Source organism: Streptomyces fragilis, assembly GCF_003112515.1.
In the GTDB taxonomy this organism is placed as follows: Bacteria; Actinomycetota; Actinomycetes; order Streptomycetales; family Streptomycetaceae; genus Streptomyces; species Streptomyces fragilis.
Genome location: NZ_BEVZ01000009.1, coordinates 224688 through 243011 on the forward strand (window position 1 = coordinate 224688; position 18324 = coordinate 243011).

The following is an 18324-nucleotide window of genomic DNA, read 5'->3' on the forward strand; positions in this document are numbered from 1 at the left end:
GCTACTGCCCCTGGGTGAAGGTGCGCCGGTACTCGCTCGGCGTGGTGCCGAGGATGCGCTGGAAGTGCAGCCGCAGGTTGGCCCCGGTGCCCAGGCCGACGTCGGCGGCGATCTGTTCCACGCTGCGCTGCGAGCGCTCGAGGAGTTCGCGGGCGAGGTCGATGCGGGCGCGCATCACCCACTGCATCGGGGTGTAGCCGGTCTCCTCGACGAAGCGCCGGGAGAAGGTGCGCGGCGAGACCTCGGCCTGCCGGGCCAGGACGTCGAGCGTCAGCGGTTCCCCCAGCCGGTGCAGCGCCCACTCGCGGGTCGAGCCGAAGCGCTCGCCCTTGGGCTCGGGGACGCTGCGCGGCACGTACTGCCCCTGTCCGCCGCTGCGGTAGGGCGCGGCGACCAGGCGGCGGGCCGCGTGGTTGGACGCGGCCACCCCGAGGTCGCCGCGCAGGATGTGCAGGCACAGGTCGATGCCGGAGGCGGCGCCGGCCGAGGTGAGCACGCTGCCCTCGTCGACGAACAGGACGTTCTCGTCGACCCCGACCAGCGGGTGCCTGGCCTGCAGGGCCCGCGCGTAGTGCCAGTGCGTGGTGGCCCGCCGGCCGTCGAGCAGGCCGGTGGCGGCGAGGGCGAAGGCGCCGGTGGAGATGGCCGCGAGCCGCGCTCCCCGGGCGTGGGCCGCCACCAGCGCCTCGACAACGGCACGCGGCGGGTCCTCACGGTCGGGGAACCGGTAGCCCGGGACGAAGACGATGTCGGCCCACTCCAGCGCCTCGAGACCGTGCGCGACGGCGTACGACAGGCCGTCGCCGCCGGTCACGAGCCCGGGCGTCGCACCGCACACCCGCACCTCGTACGGCATGCTCGCGCGGGTCGTGAACACCTGCGCGGGGATGCCGACGTCGAGCGGCTTCGCGCCCTCGAGCACGAGTACGGCGACGCGGTGCAGACGGGAGGCCGACATGGGAAAAAGGCTACGTGCCGGCCCACCCCGGACGACGGCCGGCCGGGGCGGACCCGTGCGCCGGCGTCGAGACGCCCACCCCGGCGTCGGCAGGCGCGACCGGGCGTTGTCGCGTCGTCACGCGTGCCCCGGCGTCCTCACGCACCCACCGGGCGACCCGGCGTCCTCGCACCCACCGGGCGACCCGGGGTCCTCACCCGCGCCAGGCGCCCCGGCGCCCACCGACGTTCCTCACGCCTGCACCAGACCAGGCACCCACCGGCGTCCTCACGCGCGCACCAGGCGGCCCAGCGCCCACCGGGCGGGGCCGGCGTACGCGGCGAGGGCGAGGGCGGGGCCCTCCAGGCGCAGGGTGGTGGCCGACCCGTCGGGCCGGGCGAGCACCGCGTGGTGCAGCCGCATGCGCACGGGGCCGAGCCGGACCCGCCAGGTCCACCGCCGGCGCTCCTCGTCGACGCTCTCCACGACGAACCGCGCCGTGACGCCGAACAGGGAGACCACCTCGCCCCGCAGACCGGGCGCGATGCGGTCGCCGTCCACCCGCACGGCCCGGATCTGCGGCGACCACGTCGGCCAGCGGGAGGGGGCGGCGTACCGCCGCCAGGCCGTCTCGGGCGGCGCGGAGCCCGAGGCCCGGAGCGTCATCGCGGCCATCGCGACCGCCCGCTCAGCGGACCTGGTCGTTGACGAACTCGTTGAGCGCCTTGCCCGGGCGCAGGCCCGCCTCGCCGTCCGCGTGGTGGAAGCTGCCGAAGCCGACCAGCGTGACGGTCCGGCCCTCCTTGAGGGCCTCGGCGATCGCTCCCGGCTCGGCCACGGTGCCGAACACCGCGTCGATCACCCGGCCGACCTGCGCGTCGGACAGGTCACCGCCCTCCGCGGTCTTCCGCGCCACCGCCTCGACCAGTTCGGACCTGTCCATACGACGCACCCGCCCTACTCGACGTTGCTGCCCTGGGGAACGAAGAACGTCACCATCGTGGCACCGCCTCGCCGCCCCCGCACGCAGGAGTGGGCCGCCCGGCCGCTACCCCTTGCCGAAGCCGATCAGCGTGCCCTCGGCGCCCGGCACGAAGAGCCGGCCCTTGGCGGTGGCGAGGCCGGGAGGGACGAAACCGCGCCAGTCGTCCTCGGCGACGATCCGCGACTGGGGGTGCGGAGCGGGGTGGAGCCGGTAGGACCACACCGCCTTGCCGGTCCCGTCGTCCAGCACGACGAGGCGTCCGTCCGCGTCCTGGACGTAGACGTGGCCGTTGGCGACCAGCCGCACGGTGGCCGCCCCCACGGAACTGGTGTACGTCCACGCGGCGTGGTAGGTGCTGGTGCTGAGCGCCCTGACCTTGCCCTGGTGGGCGACGTACACGCGGCCCGGCCCGAAGGCGGGGGTCGCGTCCGCGGGCAGCTTCCGCACGGCCGCTCCGGTCCTGCGGTCGTAGGCGGTGACCGTCTGCTCCTGGCCGGCGTAGCTGCGCACCCAGAAGGCGCCGGCCCCCAGGGCGACCGGGTTGCCGTAGGCGCCCCAGATGTCCGGCACCTCGAAGCGGTGCAGTTCGGCGCCCGTCCTCAGGTCGAGGTGGTGCCAGGCGATGTCGTCGAAGCCGATCCAGACACCGGTGGAGTCGACGACGGTGGGGGCCCAGCCGTACTCCGAGAGCGGCGCCGTCCACACCCGGGCTCCCGTGGTGGCACGCAGCGCCAGCGCGGAACCGATGCCGTCCTGGAGGTACAGCATGCCGTTGTACCAGGCGACCGGGTACTCCATGGAGGCCGACGCGAGCTGCACGGACCACTTCTTCCGCCCGGTGGCCGGGTCCCAGGCGGCGATCGTGCCGCGCGACGTCTGGGTGTACAGCAGCCCGCCCCCGTACGTCACCGAGGCGTCCGGCTCGTTGTCGGTGACGGTGACGGGCGGCCACAGGTCCTTGCCGGTGGCGGCGTGCAGCCCGACGAGCACCATGCGCGGCCCGCCCTCCGTGCCGTCGTCCGCGTTGACGACGGCGTACACCTTGTCGCCGATCGCGACGGGCGCGGAGACGGCGGTGCCGAAGTCCCTGGACCACAGTTTCTCGAACGGCGGGGCCGCGGTGGCCCCCGCGACGTACCCGTCGGCCCGGACGTCGGTGCGGTAGCCGAGCGTGGCGTCCGCCGACTCGGCCGCGGTGGCGCGCTGCCCCGGCAGCGGGGCCGCGGCCTGCGGTGAGCCGGTGAACGTCAGCAGTGTGACGGCGGTCAGGCAGACCCCGCCGAGTCGCCTGCCGAGCGGACGTGTCGCTCTCATCACCGCGGTACCCCCCTGTCGGACGCCGCCCCGGTCCGGACGGCCCCGTCCAGCTACCCCGGCGGCAGCACCCCATGCGCCGCGGCAAATCAACGTGCCTGCCCCCCGGGGCAGTTGACGTGCGCCGGCGGGCACGGGTGCCGGACCGGGGCCGGCGGTGGTCGCCGCCCGGGCGGGCCACCGCGAGCACCGGGCCGTGCCCGAGAGGTGTACGGGGGCTGAGAGACTGAAGGGCATGGACATCGCTCGCAGGAACAATGTCACCGTCACCGGCAATCCACTGGGGCCGGTGGTGGTGCTGGCTCACGGGTTCGGCTGCGATCAGAACATGTGGCGGCTGACGCTGCCCGCACTGGTCGAGGACTACCGGGTCGTGCTGTTCGACTACGTGGGATCGGGCCGCTCGGACCTCTCCGCCTTCTCCGAGGAGCGCTACAGCTCGCTGCACGGGTACGCCCGGGACGTCGTGGAGGTGTGCGAGGCCCTCGACCTGCGCGACGCGGCGTTCGTCGGCCACTCGGTCAGCGCGATGATCGGCGTGCTGGCCGCCGACATGGCGCCGGAGCGCATCGGGTCGCTGGTCATGGTGGCTCCGTCGCCGCGCTACATCGACGACGAGGGTTACCGGGGCGGGTTCAGCGCCGAGGACATCGAGGAGCTGCTGGAGTCCCTGGAGGCCAACTATCTGGGGTGGTCCGCGGCGATGGCCCCGGTGATCATGGGGAACGCGGACCGGCCGGAGCTCGGCGAGGAGCTCAGGAACAGCTTCTGCGCCACCGACCCCGACATGGCGCACGTCTTCGCGCGGACCACCTTCCTCTCCGACGCGCGGGACGACCTCAAGAGCGTGCGGGTGCCGACGCTGGTGCTGGAGTGCACCCAGGACGCGATCGCCCCGCGGGAGGTCGGCGCCTTCGTCCACCGGGCCGTGGCCGGCTCGACGCTGGTCACCCTCGACGCGACCGGCCACTGCCCGCACCTGTCCGCGCCCGAGGCCACGAACGCGGCGATCCGCACGTTCCTGGACGGTCTGCGGTGATGTGCCGCAGCGGGCAGCAGCAGGACCCGCACGGCCCCGACGACGAGAGCACCCTGGACGCCGCGTTCGCCGCGGTGCTGGAGGACAGCGCCGAGGACCTGTACGAGTCGGCGCCCTGCGGCTACCTGTCCACGCTGATGGACGGCACCGTCGCGAAGATCAACGCCACCCTGCTGGACTGGATCGGCCTGTCACGCGACGAGGTGGTGGGCCGGATCCGGTTCACCGACCTGCTGACCGTTGGCGGGAAGCTGTACCACGAGACGCACTTCGCGCCCCTGCTGCGGATGCAGGGCGAGGTCACCGGCATCGCGCTGGACATCAAGCAGGCCGGCGGCGGCCGGATGCCCGCGCTGGTCTCCTCCGTGGTCAAGCGCGGCAGCACCGGCGATCCGCTGCTGATCCGCACCACCGTCTTCGACGCCCGTGACCGCCGCGCCTACGAGGAGGAGCTGCTGCGCCGTCGGCAGGCGGCCGAGGAGGCGCGCAAGCAGGCGGAGGAGGCACGCAGGCAGGCGGAGGAGGCACGCAGGGAGGCCGAGGAGGCGCGCCGGCAGGCCGAGGCCGACCGCGCCCGGCTGCAGGACGCCCTCGCCGTCCTCCAGCACTCGCTGCTGCCCGACATGCTGCCGGAGGTGCCCGGCGTGGAGGCGACCGCGTACTACCACACCGCCTCCCCCGACCGGCTCGGCGGCGACTTCTACGACGTCTTCCCCGTGGACGACAAGCGGTTCGCGTTCTTCCTCGGCGACGTCTGCGGCAAGGGCCCCAAGGCGGCCTCGCTCACCTCGCTGACGCGCTACACACTGCGCGCGGCCGCACTGCACGACCCCGACCCCGTCGCCACGTTGTCCACCCTCAACAAGGTGCTGTACGACCGGTACTCGGCCGGCGGGGACCCGCGCTACTGCACCGCCGTCTTCGGCGTCCTGGAGCCGGACCCGGCCACCGGGCGGGTGACCGTCGACCTCGCGTCGGGCGGCCACCCTCCGGTCATCGTGCTGCGGGCCGACGGCTCGGCCGACTACCTGCCCACCCCGGGCGGCCTCGTGGTGGGCATCGTGCCCACGGCGCCCGTCGGCACCGCCGCCACCGTGCTCGCCCCCGGTGACACCCTGCTGCTGTACACCGACGGCCTCACCGAGGCCCGCACGGGCGCGGACCGCGCCGGTCTGTACGGGGAGGAGGCGCTGCTCGCCTTCGCCGCCGGCCACGCCGGGCGGTCCTCGCAGGCGGTGGTCGCAGCGCTGACCGGCCTGCTGGACAGTTTCGGCGAAGGCCTCGAGGACGACACCGCCCTGCTGGCCCTGGGCGTCCCGGCCCCCGACCCCCGGACGGCGGGCAGTCGATGAGCATGCTGAGGTTGACCACGCGCGACGCCGGGACGGGACCCGTGCTGGAGGTCTTCGGCGACCTCGACTACGCCAGCGCCCCCGAACTGCGCGCGCTCGTCTCCACCGTCGCCCTGCGGCCGGGTCAGCGCCTGGTCCTCGACCTGGGCGGCATGGAGTTCTGCGACTCCAGCGGCATCACCGCGCTGATCGCCGCGCGCAGTCACGCCCTCGACGCCCGGGCCGACATCGCGCTCGCCGCCGTGCCGCCCGGAACGCAGCGGATCCTGCGCATCACCGGCCTCGACCAGATCTTCGCCCTGCACCCCGACGTCGGGAGCGCCACCCGGGCCTGACGCTCCCCACCGTCCGGCGTCCGGTGTCCGTCGACCGTCCGGCTCACCACGGCGTCCAGCCGCGGTTCGCGTACCAGTAGTGCGGCAGCCCCTCGGTGCCGCTGGTACGGAACGGGACGCCGTGGTCGTCGACGCGCTCGGTGCCGGTGCGGCCCTGCGAGGACCAGTCGAGCTCCAGGTACCAGCGGCAGTCGCAGTCCGCGGTGCGGGCGTCGACCAGCAGGACCTCCGGGTCCGTCGCGGACACCTTGTAGGGCATGCGCACCGCGGGGGTGTCCGTGCCGCGGTCGCTGCCCGGCACGGGGCGGGCGAGGGGCCGGTCCTTGTCCAGGTCGACGGCGAACGAGCGCGGGGTCATGTCGCTGCCGCAGCCCTGGCCCGTGGAGTAGACGGCGCCCTCCACCGGTTCGGCGCGCCCCACGACGCGGACCCGCAGCGCCTCGAGGACCACGGCCGTGTCCGTCCGGCCCTGCACCGAGATGCCCACGAGCGTCCGGCCGCCGTGCACCGCCCTCTGGGAGTGCGCCCACGGGCCCGCGTCCTGCGGGGCCGGGGGCGGTGGGACGTCGCGGGGCGCCTTGCCGATGACGTAGTCGTGATCGCAACCGGTCGCCCAGAGCTGCGCGTCGACGCTCCAGGCGAGGGGGGCGACCGTGGAGGAGGCCCCTGCGGAGGGGTGCCTGGACCGGCCGGACGGGCCGGACGGGCCGGACGGGGCTTCGCCGTCCCCGGTCGCCTTCGGAGGAGCGTCCGGGGACGAGGCCGACGGCCCGCCGGAGGACCGGCCGTCCCCGGTGGCCGAGGGCCTGTGCCGCACGTCCGCCGGGCCGGTGGACGCCGCCCCGCCGTCCGCGGTGGTCGTCCCGCTCCCGGACGACAGGGCGGCCACCCCGCCCACCGTGGCGCACAATGCGGCCAGCACGACCCCCGACACCGCGAACCGCCGCCCGTACCGGCCGCCCTTCGCCCCGGACGGCCGGAGCCCCGCCTCACCGGACGCGGGCCCGTTTCCCACTGCCGCGGGCACGGCCACTCCCGGGGTGGGCACGGCCTCCACCGCCGCGGGCACGCCCGCCCCAGCGGTCGGCGCGGCTTCCGCTGCCGCAGGCACGGGCGTTCCGGCGGTCGGCGCGGTAACCGCTGCCACAGGCACGGGAGTTCCGGCGAGGGGCGCGGCTTCGGCTGCCGCGGGCACGCCCGCCCCAGCGGTCGGCACGGCATCCACCGCCGCGGGCACGGGAGTTCCGGCGAGGGGCGCGGCTTCGGCTGCCGCGGGCACGGCTGCCCCAGCCCCGGGCGTGGCCGGCCCCGTCGTGGGCGGGGCCTCCTGGGGGGCCGGCGCGGTGGTCGTCGAGGCCTTGGCCGCCGCCCCCCGCTGTCGGGCCGCCACGGCCAGGATCCAGCACCGGTGCAGCTCGACCCGCTCGGCCGCAGTCGCTCCGCACAACGCGGCGAACCGTTCCACGGACGCGAAGTCCAGCGGCACGGTGTCCCCCGCGCAGTAGCGGTGCAGCGTCGAGGTGTTCATGCCCAGCCGCCTCGCGAGCGCCCCGTAGCTGCGGTCCGTGCGCGCCTTCAGACCGCGCAGCAGCGCCGCGAACTCCTCCACCTCGTCCTGGGACGGCATCGTCTCCCTCTCCCTCGTGTCCCAGGACGGCGTCCCAGGCACCCGAAGAAGGAGAGGTCACAGGGGCTGGGACGGTTCCACCGTCGCGGCCGGCGCTCCGGTTGTTGTCCCAGGGCCGCCGGTCCGCCCACGCTCCTGTCGTCGCCGGAGCCGCCCCACCGCCCCGAGGGCCTGGCGGGGTGCTCCGCACACGGCGACGCACGTCCGGATCCAACGAACCCGAGGAATCAGCTGATGCACGCCAACCCGAGCACGACCAGGAACAGGCACGTCCGGCGCACCGCCCTGGCCGTCTGCCTCGCCGCCGCCGTCGCCCTCCCCCTGGGCCTCACCGCCTCGGCGCAGGCGACCACACCGGCGGCCACCGCCCAGGCGGCCACCAAGCGGGCGACGCCGCGGGCGACGGCCCTCGCCGCCCAGCGGACGATCACCGGCAGGCCGGCGGAGGCCGTGACCCGGGTCGCCGACTTCTACGGCGCCTACGTCGACGCCAAGGGCGACTACGCGGACCCGGACCCCACGCTGGCCACGGCACTCCGCGGCCACTACCTGGCGCCCGAGTTCGCCGCCCGGCTGGCGGCCTGGGAGACGGACAACGGGGTGGACGGCGTCCTGCGCGCCCAGAACATCCCGGCGCAGTGGTCGGTGGCCGACAACGGCGCCGTGGGCAACGGCCACGAGGTCGTCGTCACCCTGACGTTCGGCAGCGGGGACACGGCACAGCGGACCAGGCTCTACGTGCTGCTGGGCCGCTACGACCGCGTCGTCGACATCCAGCCCACCAGCGCCCGCTGACCACCGGCACCTCCCGCCCGGGTCCCGCCCCGCTCGTCCTGTACCGGGGGGGCGGAACCCGGGCGTCCCCCCTCGCGTCTCCCGTGCACGGAACTGTCACAGCAGGTCACGCGTTCCGTCCCGGCCCCGCCGCGTCGGCCGTCACCTGGCACGATGTCACCGACTGCACCACACAGGGGGAGAACATGGTGGTCCTCGTACTGTCGCTCGTCGTCCTGCTCGTCCTCGGCGGCTGCGCCTGCGTCTACTGGACCGCCCGGGGCGACGCCCCGCGGTGGGCCCGTGTCGTCTCCGGGGTGACGCTGCTCGGCAGCGAGGCGGCGCGCAGCCTGCCCCGTGGCTCCTCCTCGGGCCGCAACGGCTCGGACGACTAGAGCGTGTCTCTTTGATGGGTTGATCGATTGATCGGTTATGTCTGTTCGGCTGATGATCACCGATGCGATGTGGGACCGGATCGAGCCGCTGATGCCGGCCGATCCGGTCCGTGGACGACGGTGGACCGACCAGCCATGACGACGCGCCACTGAGCGAAAAAACGCGGTGGTCCGGGCCCGAAGACACCCATAGCATCCGCCTATGGTCGACCACATCACGATTGCAGGCGCCGAGCATGACGCAGAGGCCGAAAGGGAGCTTTCCTGGCGGGCCAAGACCCTCGGCCTCGCAGCGCTCGACATGGACGACGCCGAGCTCATGCACAGCTGGAGATCCGACCCCGTAGCCGCCCACCAAATAGGCATCTGGCCACGTTCACTCACCGCCGTGCGCGAGCGCATCGAGCGCGATGTCGAGGACGACGACCGGGACGACTTCCTCATCCTCCTCCCCGACAGCACCCCTGTCGGCCACGTCGCCCTGACCAACCAGAACATCGTCAACGGCACAGCCCAAGTCGAGCTGATGCTCGCTGCTCGACATCGAGGACACGGCCACGGCACCGCGGCCCTCGACGCCGTGGTGGACCTGGCCTTCGGTGAACTCCCGATGCATCGGCTCACGGCGGAAACGCACACCGACAACGCCCCCGCGCTCGCCGTCCTTGCCAAGTCCGGCTTCACCCAGGAGGGGATCAGCCGTGCTGCCTGCCTCCACCGCGGCCGCCGCCACGACCTCGCCGTTTTCTCGCTACTCCGCCCTGAATGGGAAGAACTGAACCGTCCTCGCGCCTGGGAGGCCTGACCGGCGAAGCACTTGTCCAACACCCGGTCCGGTAGTGACGCGATGACAGTTTTCGCACCAGATGAAGAGGTGGCGAAGACACTGGCAGCTGCTGGCTGGTTCCCCGGCCGGTCCGTCGACGTGACGCCTTGGTTGCAAGAGCTGGAAGAGGCAGGGCTGGTGGCTCATCCGGCTGCCCGGGCCTTCTTGTCCCAGTTCGCCGGTCTGAGCGTTCCCGACCGTGGCCCGGGTGTCACCGTGTTTCGTGCGGCCTTCTCATTCGATCCGAAGTCGGCTCTTGGAGCAGAAGATCAGTTCACCGATTGGAGCGCGGAACTCGGTGTTTCGCTGTTCCCGATCGGCGAGTTGGAGCATTGCCATCCCTTGGGCATCGATGAAGACGGTGATGTGTACGTCGTCAGTGACTGGATCGCCATCTACGGTTCATGGGACAAGGCTCTGAGGTCTCTGGTGCTCGGCTACAGGGCGCCGGAGATCGACGTGTCGACTGGGGAGTGATCGATCGCGAAGGGGGCAGGCCCGTGGGCGGCGGCCGGCCTTCAACCGTGAGGACTACGAGGCCCGGCACGCAGTCGAGTGCGGGATCAATCGGCTCAAGCGCAACCGGGCGGTGGGCACCCGGGTCGACACACTCGCCGTCCGCTTCGAGGCCACCGTCCTGATCGCCGCGATCGGCGAACGGCTACGAGCAGCCTGAGCCGTCGGTTCCACATGCCATGCTGCTCGTAGCCAGGGTCGACAGGGCGAGGGAGAGTCAACGGTGAGGGCTCAGAACTACCGCGCCGACAGTGAGAACGGCGACCACATCGACGATCCCTCCGAGGACGCGCTGTTCATGCTGATCAGCGACCTCAACGACTCCGACAACACCTTCATCGTCGTCCAGCACGACGAAGACGACCCCGCCTGGTTCGCCTCCGTCGCCATCCTGGACGAAGACGGCTACGAGATCGTCCGCCGTGACACCACCCGCAACGAGCATGAGGTCACCACCTCGACCAGCATCCACGACGTCGCCCGCGGCCTCACCGTCTGGATGGCCGCCCGCGACTTTCCGGGACGGCCCACCGAGCAGCCCGGCGAACTGATCCGCCGGACACGCCCTGACCGCGGCCGCACCGGGCCCGCGGGTCCGTCCGCCCCGCGCGCCTCGTCACCCGTCCGACGTGCTGCGCTGGTCGTGACGCCCGGAGGGTGATGCGGTGGGACACGGAGACAACCGCCCGGTCGCACCCGAGGTGCGCCGCCGGGACCGCTGTTCCCCGTTCCCGCGACGCGGAACTCAGGATGCGCAGTTCAGGACCCAGGAGGCACCGGTGACCACCCCCCGTCCGGCCGTCCGGCCGATGCGTTACCTCGCCGCCGCGGTGGCGGCCGGGGCCCTGCTCGCCACCACCGCCTGCTCCGGCACGGAGACGGGCGGCGGACCCGAGGCCCGCACCGGCGTCGGCAGGGGGGAACGCCCCGCCGCGGCCGCGACCGGCACTCCCTCGCCCTCTGCCACCCTCACCGAGGACGGCGCGCGCCTGGCGCTGATCACCGAGGCCCAGATCGAGGACGCCTGGACACAGGTGGAGCCCGCCACCGCGCGGTCCTGGCGCGACAGCCTGCTGCTCGGCGACGTCGACGCGGCGCAGTTCGTCACGGGCAAGGCGGACGTCGCCGACTGTCAGCGCCTGACCGACGCCCTGTTCGACGAGACGCTGCTCGGCCGGCCCTCCGGCGCCTCGGCGCTCACCGGCTTCCAGGAGGGTGACTCGCGGCTGCTGTACCAGGTCGCGACCTACGACCGGAAGACGCTCGACGACTCGATGCGGTGGCTGAAGACCCTGCCGCAGCGCTGCGACAGCTTCACCCTGACCGGCGAAGGCGGCGGGAAGCGCACCGTCGAGGTGGTGGAGACCTCGCTGCCCGACGAGGGCGACGCCCGGCAGGGTTTGACCGTGACGGTGCGGGGCGAGGAGGACGGCGGGCCGGTGACCCTGACCCTGGCCGTGGCGGTGGTGCGGGTCGGCACGAACGCGATCACCGTCACCCAGGGCGGCGTGGACGGCGCCAGGGCGAGCACCACCAGGTCCGCGGTGCAGCAGGGAACGCAACGGCTCGAGGAGGTCCTCGCCGGCCGCACACCGGCGCCGAGCCAGTCGGTCTTCGACTGACCTGATGACCTGACCCGAAGGGCTGGACCGTGACGGCCCGGCCCGTCCCGCGGCGGGGCCGGACGGGAGGCTCGTGCGGCACGGGGTCAGGCCGCGCCGCACGAGCGGTCAGTGGCCGACGGACGCCGTCCCGCTCCGGGGGGCGCGGTCGACCGAGGCGGTGCGCAGCACCCCGGCGCCCAGGGCGGTGGTCACGCACAGCAGGGTCAGCAGGACGAACGCGTGGTCGAGGGCGACCAGACGGGTCAGCCAGCCGATGACGGCGGGGCCGGCGAGCATGCCGACGTAGCCGAGTCCGGCGACGCGGGAGACGTTGGCCCCGGCGGCCGCGGGATCGACGTGCCCGGCCGCGCTGAACAGTTGCGGAACCGTGCCGGACAGGCCGAGCCCGAACAGCGCCCAGCCCACGAACGCGGCCCACATCCACGGGCAGAGGGCCACCAGCGTGATCCCCACGGCGGCCAGCGCCGAGCCGTGGCGCAGGATCGCCATGGAACCGAACCGGGCGACGCAGCGGTCGGTCAGCAGCCGGCCCACCGTCATGGCCGCGGCGAAGGTGCCGTACGCGAAGGCCGCGGTGCCGGTCGACGCGCCGAGGACGTCCTTCAGGTGCAGCGCGCTCCAGTCGTTCGCCGCGCCCTCGCACAGCATCACCATCAGCGCCAGGACGGCGAGGAGCCACACGCGTCCGGTGGCCCCGCCGGTGGACGGCGCCTTCGCCTGCCCGCCGGGAGCGGACGCCGCGTCCGTGCCCTCGGCCGCGGCGTCCGTGTCCTCGGCCGAGGGGCTCTCGGCCGCGGGGGCGGCCGGCATCAGGGCACGCGCCGAGGCCAGGGCGACCACGATCCCCACGGCCCCCATCGCGGCCATGCCGGCCACCGGGTGCAGCCCTACGGCGGTGGCGCCCGCCGCGGCGAGCGCGGCGACGACTCCGCCGACGGAGAACGTGGCGTGGAAGCCCGACATGACGGGCCGGCCGTACGCGTTCTCGACGTGCACGGCGTGGGCGTTCATGCTCACGTCCAGGCAGCCGTTGCAGAAGCCGAAGACGAGCAGTGCGCCCGCCAGCGTCCACGGGTCCTGGGCGATGCCGGGCAGTATCAGGGAGGCACCGCACAGCACCCCGCTCGCGGGCACCACGACCCGCGCCCCGAGGCGGTCGGTCAGCGGACCGGCGACCTGCATGCCGAGGAAGGCCCCGAGCCCGAGCAGCACCAGCAGCCCGCCCAGCGTGGCGTGGCTGATGCCCACCCGTTCCTCGACGGCGGGGATGTGCACCACCCAGGCGCCCATGAGGACGCCGCACAGGACGAAGTAGACATAGGTCGCCCCGCGGGCGGCTCGCAGCGAACGTTCCATGCCGATCACCGTAAACGAACAAGCTGCTTGTTCGAAAGTCACCCCGACGAACAGATTGCCTGTTCATTCGGTGGTGGTGTTCAATTCCGGGCATGAGCAACGCAGACCGCCACGCGCTGATCGCGAAGGCCGTCAGGGACTCCGGCGGCGCCACGGTCCAGGAGCTCGCGGAGCTGACCGGGGCCTCGGAGATGACCATCCGCCGCGACCTCGACGCCCTGGCCGCCCAGGGCGTGCTCGAACGCGTCCGGGGCGGGGCCCGCACCCTGCTGCTGCGGGGCGAGGAGCCTCCGTTCGCCCTGCGCGCCCACGAGGCGACGGCCGCCAAGCGGCGGATCGCCGCGGAGGTGTCCGCCCTCGTCGCGGACGGCGAGAGCGTGCTGCTGGACAGCGGCACGACCTGCCTGGAGGTCGCGCGGCTGCTGCGCGAGCGGCCCGTGACGGTCATGCCGCTGTCCCTGCAGGCCGTCCAGCTGTTCGCCGAGGCGCCCGGCCCGGCCACGCTGGTCGTGCCGGGCGGACAGCCCCGGGCCGCGGAGGGCGCCCTCACCGGGCCCCTCACCCTGGCCTCGCTGGCGGCGCTGCGTTTCGACACCGCCGTCGTCGGCTGCTGCGGGCTGAGCGCGGCCGACGGCCTGACCGCCTACGACCTCGACGACGCCACGGTGAAGAAGGCGGCCGTCGCCTCCGCACGCCGCGTCGTCGCCGCCACGGACGGCGGCAAGCTCGGCCGCACCGCCTTCGCCCACGTCGTGCCCGCCGCCCGCCTGCACACGCTCGTCACCGACGCCTCCGCGCCCGCCGACGAGGTGGCCGCCCTCGAGGCCGCCGGCACCGTCGTCCGCACCGTCTGACGGGCCCCCGCCGGCCCGGCCCCGGGTGGCGGGGGCGGCACGGTGGGGGCGTCACGGTGGGGGCGTGACCGTCGCCGCGGGCCCCTGCCGTCCTCTTCAGCGCTCGACGGACGCGCCGGACGCCTCGGACTGGACGGGCTCGACGGGCGCGTCGGGCGCGTCGGGTTCGCCGGGCTCGCCGGGTGCGTCGGGTTCGCCGGTCAGCCTCTGCCCGCGCAGCAGGAACCAGGCCATTCCCGCGGCGAGCAGCAGCAGTCCGGCGCCGGCACCGGCGGCGAGAGCCACTCCGTCGACGAAGGACTCGCGTGCCGCCCGCAGCAACGCCTCGGCAGGACCGGCGGGCAGGTCCCCGGCGGCCACGACGGCTCCGGCCAGCGACTCGTGGGCCTCTTGCGGTGTTCCGGCCGGTCCGGTGAAGCCCTGGTAGACGTTGGTGACGACCGACCCGAGCAGGGCCACGCCCAGGGCGGTGCCGAGTTCGTACGCCGTCTCCGACACCGCGGAGGCCGCGCCGGCCTGTTCCCTGGGGACGGCGGTGAGGATCACGTCGGAGGTGACGGTGAAGGACAGTCCGGCGCCGAACCCGACGACCAGCAGTGCGGTGCCGAGCAGGGGGTAGCCGGTGCCCTCGGTGATCGCGGTGAGGGCGAACAGGGCCAGGCCGATCGCGGCCAGGCCGCCGGAGACGATCGCGCGCACCGACAGGCGGCGCGCCGCGGAGCCCGCGACCAGTCCGGCCACCACCGCGCCGACGGCGGCCGGCAGTTCGGCCATGCCCGCCTCCATCGGCCCCCGGTCCTGGACGAGTTGCAGGTACTGGGAGAGGAAGAACAGCAGTCCGGACAGTCCGAGGATGGTCAGCAGGTTCGCCAGCACGGCTCCGCTGAAGCCCCGGCTGCGGAACAGCCGGACGTCCACCAGTGGGGCGGGCAGCCCGCGCTGCCGCCGGACGAAGGCGTACAGGGCGGCCGCGCCGAGCAGCCCCGCCGCCAGGGTGGGCCAGGTGAATCCGTGGGCGGCCGCCTCCTTGATCGCGTACACGACGCCGACCATGCCGACCAGGGACAGCAGGACGCTCGGCAGGTCCCACGGCCCCGGGGAGGGGTTGCGCGACTCCGGCAGCATCCTGACGCCGACGACCACCAGCAGTGCCATCACCGGCAGGTTGATCAGGAAGACCGAGCCCCACCAGAAGTGCTCCAGCAGCGCACCGCCGACGATCGGGCCGACCGCCATGCCCGCCGAGGCGGCGGCGCTCCAGATGCCGATGGCGAGGCTGCGCTCACGCTGGTCCTGGAAGATGTTGCGGATCAACGCGAGGGTGGACGGCATCAGCGTGGCACCGGCGACGCCGAGCAGCGCCCGGGCGACGATCATCGTCTCGGGGGTCGTCGCGTAGGCACTCAGCAGGGAGACCAGCCCGAACGCGGTGGCTCCGATCAGCAGCAGGCGTTTGCGGCCGATGCGGTCGCCCAGGCTGCCCATGGAGACCAGCAGGCCGGCGATCACGAAGGAGTAGGCGTCACCGATCCACAGCAGCTGGGTGCCCGAGGGCTGCAGGTCCTCGCTGAGGTAGGGCGTGGCCAGACCGAGCACGGTGGCGTCCACGGCGACGAGCAGCACGGCGAGGACGAGGACGCCCAGGGCGATCCAGCGCCCGGGAGACCGCTGTGCGCCGCCCTGCTCGACCGTCGGCGGGGAGGTCATGACGCGTCCCTCCGTACGGCGCCGCCGAGCAGCAGCTCGACGACCATGTGGGAGATGTCGTTGCGGGCCACCCGGCCCTCGGTGACGGCCCAGCCGCCGGCGGCCAGGAGGCCGTAGAGCGCCTCGGTGAGCCACACCGCGCTCAGGTCGATGCGGAACTCGCCGCTCTCCTGGCCCCGCCGGAACAGGCCGGTGAGCCGTTCGTCGATCCGGGACCAGCCGGCGTTCTGCTCCTCGCCCTCGAAGAGCTGGTTCTCGGAGTAGAGGAAGGCAAGGAGACCCGCGCACGGTTCGACCGCGCGGACCAGCCGGCGCAGCCCCTCCTCGGCCGTCCCCTCCTCCGGGCGGGCCGCCTCCAGGGCCCTCTCGCACTCGGCGATGCCGTACTCCTCCAGGGCGCGCACCAGGGCGTCCCGTCCGGGGAAGTACCGGTTCAGCGTCGCCCTGCTGATCCCCGCGGCCCGGGCGACCTCTTCCGTGGTGGCTGTGGACCTGCGCGCCAGCAGGTCGGCCGCGGCGCGCAGCACCTGGTCCCGATCGAAGCTCATGAGCCAACGGTAACCCAGGTGAGACGCTAATGTCTCACAGCGGCCATGATCGGCTCACCGACCCACCGCGCGGACCCGCCTCAGCCGCCCACCGTCCCGGCGTCGATCCGCCGTCCCCGTCCCAGGGCGGTGTCGACCACGATCGGGATGCCGTCGGGGACGCGTCCCTCCAGGTCGCGCATCAGGTCCTCGACCGGTGGCAGGTCACCCGGGGCGCGCACGTGCACGTACAGCGTCCTGGAGGCCGCGTCGCGCAGTTGGCCCGGCATGCGCCCGGTATCCGGACGGCGACGGCCAGCGGGCGGCAAGGACACGGACCGTCGGGCCGGCGGGACCGCGGTCCGGTGTCCTCCCCCTCCGCCGCGGTCTCCTACTCGGCCGTGAGCCGCAGGACGCCGGTGGTCGTGCCCTGGAGGACCACTCCGCCGGGCGCGATGGAGCCCACCATCTGCAGCGTGTCGAAGACGAAGCCGCTGCCCAGCCACTTGGTGCGGGTCACCGCGCCGGTCTCCGGGTCGATCTCGGCGTAGTGGTAGGGGTCGAGGACGGAGGTGGCGGTGGTGCCCGGGATCACCGGCTCCCGCAGCACCGTGCGCAGCTTGCCGTCCGCCGTCGACAGCCGGGGCACCGCCGCCGACCGGACGCGGTTGTCCCACTTCAGGTCGCACCCGGATCCGTCCGCCCGCACGTCCACCCGCGACAGGCCGCCGGTGAAGGCGGCCGACGCGGGCACGCTGTCCCCGGCACCCTCCGGCAGCTGCGGGTAGGGGTACCCGTAGGTCGAGGCGATGAAGACGCTGTTCCCCACGGCCACCGGCGAGTTCTCGCTGCCGCTGCCGCCCGCCTTGAGCACCGGCACCGAGCAGACCTGGGAGCCGTCGGCGACCCGGTACACCAGCAGGTTCACGGTCGGGGCCGCGTTGTCGACGACGGTGAGGTAGTCGGTGCCGGTGCGCGGGCCGAAGAAGGTGGGCGTGGAGCCGGTGCCCCAGCTGAGCTGTCCGGGCTTGCGGCCCGGGCCCCGCTCGTAGGTCCTGCGCCAGGCGATCCGCGGCGTGCCGTCCGCGGCTGCGGTCAGCAGGTAGGTGGCGTGCGTGGTGGACACCGCCGTGCCGGAGGGCGCCGTGGAGATGGAGTTGGCCACCTGCTCGCCCGCGGGCAGGGCCAGCGAGCGCACCACGCCCGTCCGGTCGTCGGCCGTCCCCACCACGCCCCGCCCGGTGGCGAACCAGACCCGCCCCTCCCAGTCCGGCGCCACCCCGGTGACCGCGTCCCCGTCCGGCACGGCACCGGCGAGCGGGAGCCTGCTGTCCACGTACAGCTCCCAGCCGCCGGAGGCGGCCCGGCGGTGGGCGACCCGCAGCAGGTCGCGGTTGCCGTCCACGGCCACCAGGCGGTCCCGGTCGTCGAGGTAGGCGTAGACCCCGCCGAGCAGGGACCCCTGGGTGAGCGCCAGCTCGGCGAGCGACTCGCCGGTGGCGGGGTCGAGCAGGTGGACGGTGGGGGTGCGGCCGAAGATGGTGGTGCACAGCGCCACCGGGAAGCCGTCCGCGCCCACCAGCACGGTCGGGCAGGCGGACGCCAGGGCGGTGCGGTGCGAGGACAGCGTGCCGGCGGCCGGTCCGGGCAGCGGGGTGGCGTCCGAGGACGCCGTGTCGCCGTGCATGGTGGCGGTGCCCACCGGGCCGGCGTACGGGTTGGCGGGCGGCAGCGGCCCGGTCGGGGTCGCCGCCGTGGCGGAGGTGGCGGAGCTCAGGGCGAGCAGCGTCGACGCGGCGACGACGGCGGCACGGGAAAGCGGCGCGAGGCGCATGGGGTCATCCGTCCATCGGGAGGGGAGCGGGTACACGCGGACAGCGGTGCACACTCCGCCCGGCAGGAGGGAGAAGCCCGGCACGGCCGGGCGGGGAGTCACCGCGCTCAGAGGGCGCGGTGACACATCGCCGAGCACACGTGGGCCAGGTCGACGTCGAGTCGACGGCACAGGTGGGCGTGGCGGTCCATGCGGTGAGTGTGCCGACCTGCGGCTCACCGCACAACACCCGTCTCACACACCGGTATCGCGCCGATCGAGCCACCCGACCCGCCCGCCCGGCCCGGCGGAGGCCTCCGTGTGGGCCCGTGCGGGCCCGTG

General features: G+C 73.9%; 19 protein-coding genes and 3 pseudogenes. 12 read left to right on the top strand and 10 right to left on the bottom strand.

Going from position 1 to position 18324, the window contains the following annotated elements:
• Window position 1: 1 nt before the first annotated feature.
• The 4 genes from Sfr03f_RS27070 to Sfr03f_RS27085 all read right to left on the bottom strand — a co-directional run bounded on the left by Sfr03f_RS27070 (window position 2) and on the right by Sfr03f_RS27085 (window position 3236).
• Window positions 2–958: a GlxA family transcriptional regulator gene (locus tag Sfr03f_RS27070; RefSeq protein WP_108956804.1), complete on the bottom strand. Its 957-nt coding sequence runs from the start codon at window positions 956–958 to the stop codon at window positions 2–4.
• A 267-nt stretch (window positions 959–1225) separates the two neighbouring features.
• Complete coding sequence (locus Sfr03f_RS27075; protein WP_108956911.1) at window positions 1226–1603, bottom strand: SRPBCC family protein; 378 nt, start codon at window positions 1601–1603, stop codon at window positions 1226–1228.
• 22 nt (window positions 1604–1625) lie between these two features.
• The gene (locus Sfr03f_RS27080; protein WP_108956805.1) at window positions 1626–1880 is read right to left on the bottom strand and encodes an HU family DNA-binding protein; all 255 of its coding nucleotides are present in this window, start codon (window positions 1878–1880) and stop codon (window positions 1626–1628) included.
• Window positions 1881–1985: 105 nt separating this feature from the next.
• Window positions 1986–3236 (bottom strand): outer membrane protein assembly factor BamB family protein, encoded by a 1251-nt coding sequence (locus Sfr03f_RS27085; RefSeq protein WP_159105745.1) that lies wholly within the window; start codon window positions 3234–3236, stop codon window positions 1986–1988.
• 235 nt (window positions 3237–3471) lie between these two features.
• Between Sfr03f_RS27085 and Sfr03f_RS27090 the strand changes: the two genes are divergently transcribed.
• From Sfr03f_RS27090 to Sfr03f_RS27100, 3 genes are read left to right on the top strand one after another with little or no spacing between them, the layout of a single operon-like run.
• Window positions 3472–4275 (top strand): alpha/beta fold hydrolase, encoded by an 804-nt coding sequence (locus Sfr03f_RS27090; RefSeq protein WP_108956807.1) that lies wholly within the window; start codon window positions 3472–3474, stop codon window positions 4273–4275.
• Window positions 4275–5627 (top strand): PP2C family protein-serine/threonine phosphatase, encoded by a 1353-nt coding sequence (locus tag Sfr03f_RS27095; RefSeq protein ID WP_108956808.1) that lies wholly within the window; start codon window positions 4275–4277, stop codon window positions 5625–5627. The genes Sfr03f_RS27090 and Sfr03f_RS27095 overlap by 1 nt, the downstream gene beginning before the upstream one ends.
• Window positions 5624–5962, top strand: coding sequence for an STAS domain-containing protein (locus tag Sfr03f_RS27100; RefSeq protein ID WP_108956809.1), 339 nt, complete (start codon window positions 5624–5626; stop codon window positions 5960–5962). Before Sfr03f_RS27095 ends, Sfr03f_RS27100 begins: the two co-directional genes overlap by 4 nt.
• Window positions 5963–6005: 43 nt before the next feature.
• On the opposite strand, the gene Sfr03f_RS27105 is transcribed toward Sfr03f_RS27100, so the two are convergent.
• A complete protein-coding gene (locus Sfr03f_RS27105) occupies window positions 6006–7589 on the bottom strand; it encodes a helix-turn-helix domain-containing protein (protein ID WP_108956810.1) in 1584 nt (527 codons plus the stop codon).
• Window positions 7590–7823: 234 nt separating this feature from the next.
• On the opposite strand from Sfr03f_RS27105, the gene Sfr03f_RS27110 reads away from it, so the two are divergent.
• The 8 genes and pseudogenes from Sfr03f_RS27110 to Sfr03f_RS27145 all read left to right on the top strand — a co-directional run bounded on the left by Sfr03f_RS27110 (window position 7824) and on the right by Sfr03f_RS27145 (window position 11722).
• Window positions 7824–8384 carry a hypothetical protein gene (locus tag Sfr03f_RS27110; RefSeq protein WP_108956811.1) on the top strand — a complete coding sequence of 187 codons (561 nt, stop codon included), beginning with the start codon at window positions 7824–7826 and terminating at the stop codon, window positions 8382–8384.
• A 185-nt stretch (window positions 8385–8569) separates the two neighbouring features.
• Window positions 8570–8758 carry a hypothetical protein gene (locus tag Sfr03f_RS27115; protein ID WP_108956812.1) on the top strand — a complete coding sequence of 63 codons (189 nt, stop codon included), beginning with the start codon at window positions 8570–8572 and terminating at the stop codon, window positions 8756–8758.
• Window positions 8759–8795: 37 nt separating this feature from the next.
• Window positions 8796–8888, top strand: a pseudogene (locus Sfr03f_RS30840) (IS5/IS1182 family transposase); the annotation flags it as partial.
• Window positions 8889–8960: 72 nt separating this feature from the next.
• Complete coding sequence (locus Sfr03f_RS27125) at window positions 8961–9563, top strand: GNAT family N-acetyltransferase (protein ID WP_108956813.1); 603 nt, start codon at window positions 8961–8963, stop codon at window positions 9561–9563.
• A 42-nt stretch (window positions 9564–9605) separates the two neighbouring features.
• A complete protein-coding gene (locus Sfr03f_RS27130; RefSeq protein WP_108956814.1) occupies window positions 9606–10061 on the top strand; it encodes an SUKH-3 domain-containing protein in 456 nt (151 codons plus the stop codon).
• Window position 10062: 1 nt separating this feature from the next.
• A pseudogene (locus Sfr03f_RS31820) lies at window positions 10063–10260 on the top strand (IS5 family transposase); the annotation flags it as partial.
• Window positions 10261–10279: 19 nt separating this feature from the next.
• A pseudogene (locus Sfr03f_RS27140) lies at window positions 10280–10650 on the top strand (hypothetical protein); the annotation flags it as partial.
• 229 nt (window positions 10651–10879) lie between these two features.
• On the top strand, window positions 10880–11722 hold the full coding sequence (locus Sfr03f_RS27145; protein ID WP_108956815.1) for a hypothetical protein: 843 nt from the start codon (window positions 10880–10882) through the stop codon (window positions 11720–11722).
• Between the two features lie 108 nt (window positions 11723–11830).
• Here the strand turns inward: Sfr03f_RS27145 and Sfr03f_RS27150 are convergent, their stop codons facing one another.
• On the bottom strand, window positions 11831–13081 hold the full coding sequence (locus Sfr03f_RS27150; RefSeq protein WP_108956912.1) for an MFS transporter: 1251 nt from the start codon (window positions 13079–13081) through the stop codon (window positions 11831–11833).
• Window positions 13082–13173: 92 nt separating this feature from the next.
• On the opposite strand from Sfr03f_RS27150, the gene Sfr03f_RS27155 reads away from it, so the two are divergent.
• Window positions 13174–13935 (top strand): DeoR/GlpR family DNA-binding transcription regulator, encoded by a 762-nt coding sequence (locus Sfr03f_RS27155; protein WP_108956816.1) that lies wholly within the window; start codon window positions 13174–13176, stop codon window positions 13933–13935.
• A 96-nt stretch (window positions 13936–14031) separates the two neighbouring features.
• Here Sfr03f_RS27155 and Sfr03f_RS27160 read toward each other — a convergent pair whose 3' ends face one another.
• From Sfr03f_RS27160 to Sfr03f_RS27175, 4 genes are all read right to left on the bottom strand, one after another.
• The gene (locus Sfr03f_RS27160; protein WP_108956817.1) at window positions 14032–15642 is read right to left on the bottom strand and encodes an MFS transporter; all 1611 of its coding nucleotides are present in this window, start codon (window positions 15640–15642) and stop codon (window positions 14032–14034) included.
• Window positions 15639–16190 (bottom strand): TetR/AcrR family transcriptional regulator, encoded by a 552-nt coding sequence (locus Sfr03f_RS27165; RefSeq protein ID WP_170145167.1) that lies wholly within the window; start codon window positions 16188–16190, stop codon window positions 15639–15641. The genes Sfr03f_RS27160 and Sfr03f_RS27165 overlap by 4 nt, the downstream gene beginning before the upstream one ends.
• An 80-nt stretch (window positions 16191–16270) precedes the next feature.
• Entirely contained in the window at window positions 16271–16459 is a 189-nt protein-coding gene (locus Sfr03f_RS27170; protein ID WP_245967782.1) for a hypothetical protein, read from the bottom strand.
• A gap of 101 nt (window positions 16460–16560) precedes the next feature.
• A complete protein-coding gene (locus Sfr03f_RS27175; protein WP_108956819.1) occupies window positions 16561–18003 on the bottom strand; it encodes a hypothetical protein in 1443 nt (480 codons plus the stop codon).
• Window positions 18004–18324: the final 321 nt, after the last annotated feature.

Bases quoted from the DNA above. Each gene is read 5' to 3' on its own strand.
- Sfr03f_RS27175 (WP_108956819.1), bottom strand. From the start codon at position 18,003: ATGCGCCTCGCGCCGCTTTCCCGTGCCGCCGTCGTCGCCGCGTCGACG.
- Sfr03f_RS27090 (WP_108956807.1), top strand. From the start codon at position 3,472: ATGGACATCGCTCGCAGGAACAATGTCACCGTCACCGGCAATCCACTG.
- Sfr03f_RS27085 (WP_159105745.1), bottom strand. From the start codon at position 3,236: ATGAGAGCGACACGTCCGCTCGGCAGGCGACTCGGCGGGGTCTGCCTG.
- Sfr03f_RS27070 (WP_108956804.1), bottom strand. From the start codon at position 958: ATGTCGGCCTCCCGTCTGCACCGCGTCGCCGTACTCGTGCTCGAGGGC.
- Sfr03f_RS27100 (WP_108956809.1), top strand. From the start codon at position 5,624: ATGAGCATGCTGAGGTTGACCACGCGCGACGCCGGGACGGGACCCGTG.
- Sfr03f_RS27155 (WP_108956816.1), top strand. From the start codon at position 13,174: ATGAGCAACGCAGACCGCCACGCGCTGATCGCGAAGGCCGTCAGGGAC.
- Sfr03f_RS27125 (WP_108956813.1), top strand. From the start codon at position 8,961: ATGGTCGACCACATCACGATTGCAGGCGCCGAGCATGACGCAGAGGCC.
- Sfr03f_RS27080 (WP_108956805.1), bottom strand. From the start codon at position 1,880: ATGGACAGGTCCGAACTGGTCGAGGCGGTGGCGCGGAAGACCGCGGAG.
- Sfr03f_RS27075 (WP_108956911.1), bottom strand. From the start codon at position 1,603: ATGACGCTCCGGGCCTCGGGCTCCGCGCCGCCCGAGACGGCCTGGCGG.
- Sfr03f_RS27095 (WP_108956808.1), top strand. From the start codon at position 4,275: ATGTGCCGCAGCGGGCAGCAGCAGGACCCGCACGGCCCCGACGACGAG.
- Sfr03f_RS27165 (WP_170145167.1), bottom strand. From the start codon at position 16,190: ATGAGCTTCGATCGGGACCAGGTGCTGCGCGCCGCGGCCGACCTGCTG.
- Sfr03f_RS27170 (WP_245967782.1), bottom strand. From the start codon at position 16,459: ATGCCGGGCCAACTGCGCGACGCGGCCTCCAGGACGCTGTACGTGCAC.
- Sfr03f_RS27110 (WP_108956811.1), top strand. From the start codon at position 7,824: ATGCACGCCAACCCGAGCACGACCAGGAACAGGCACGTCCGGCGCACC.
- Sfr03f_RS27130 (WP_108956814.1), top strand. From the start codon at position 9,606: ATGACAGTTTTCGCACCAGATGAAGAGGTGGCGAAGACACTGGCAGCT.
- Sfr03f_RS27150 (WP_108956912.1), bottom strand. From the start codon at position 13,081: ATGGAACGTTCGCTGCGAGCCGCCCGCGGGGCGACCTATGTCTACTTC.
- Sfr03f_RS27160 (WP_108956817.1), bottom strand. From the start codon at position 15,642: ATGACCTCCCCGCCGACGGTCGAGCAGGGCGGCGCACAGCGGTCTCCC.
- Sfr03f_RS27105 (WP_108956810.1), bottom strand. From the start codon at position 7,589: ATGCCGTCCCAGGACGAGGTGGAGGAGTTCGCGGCGCTGCTGCGCGGT.
- Sfr03f_RS27115 (WP_108956812.1), top strand. From the start codon at position 8,570: ATGGTGGTCCTCGTACTGTCGCTCGTCGTCCTGCTCGTCCTCGGCGGC.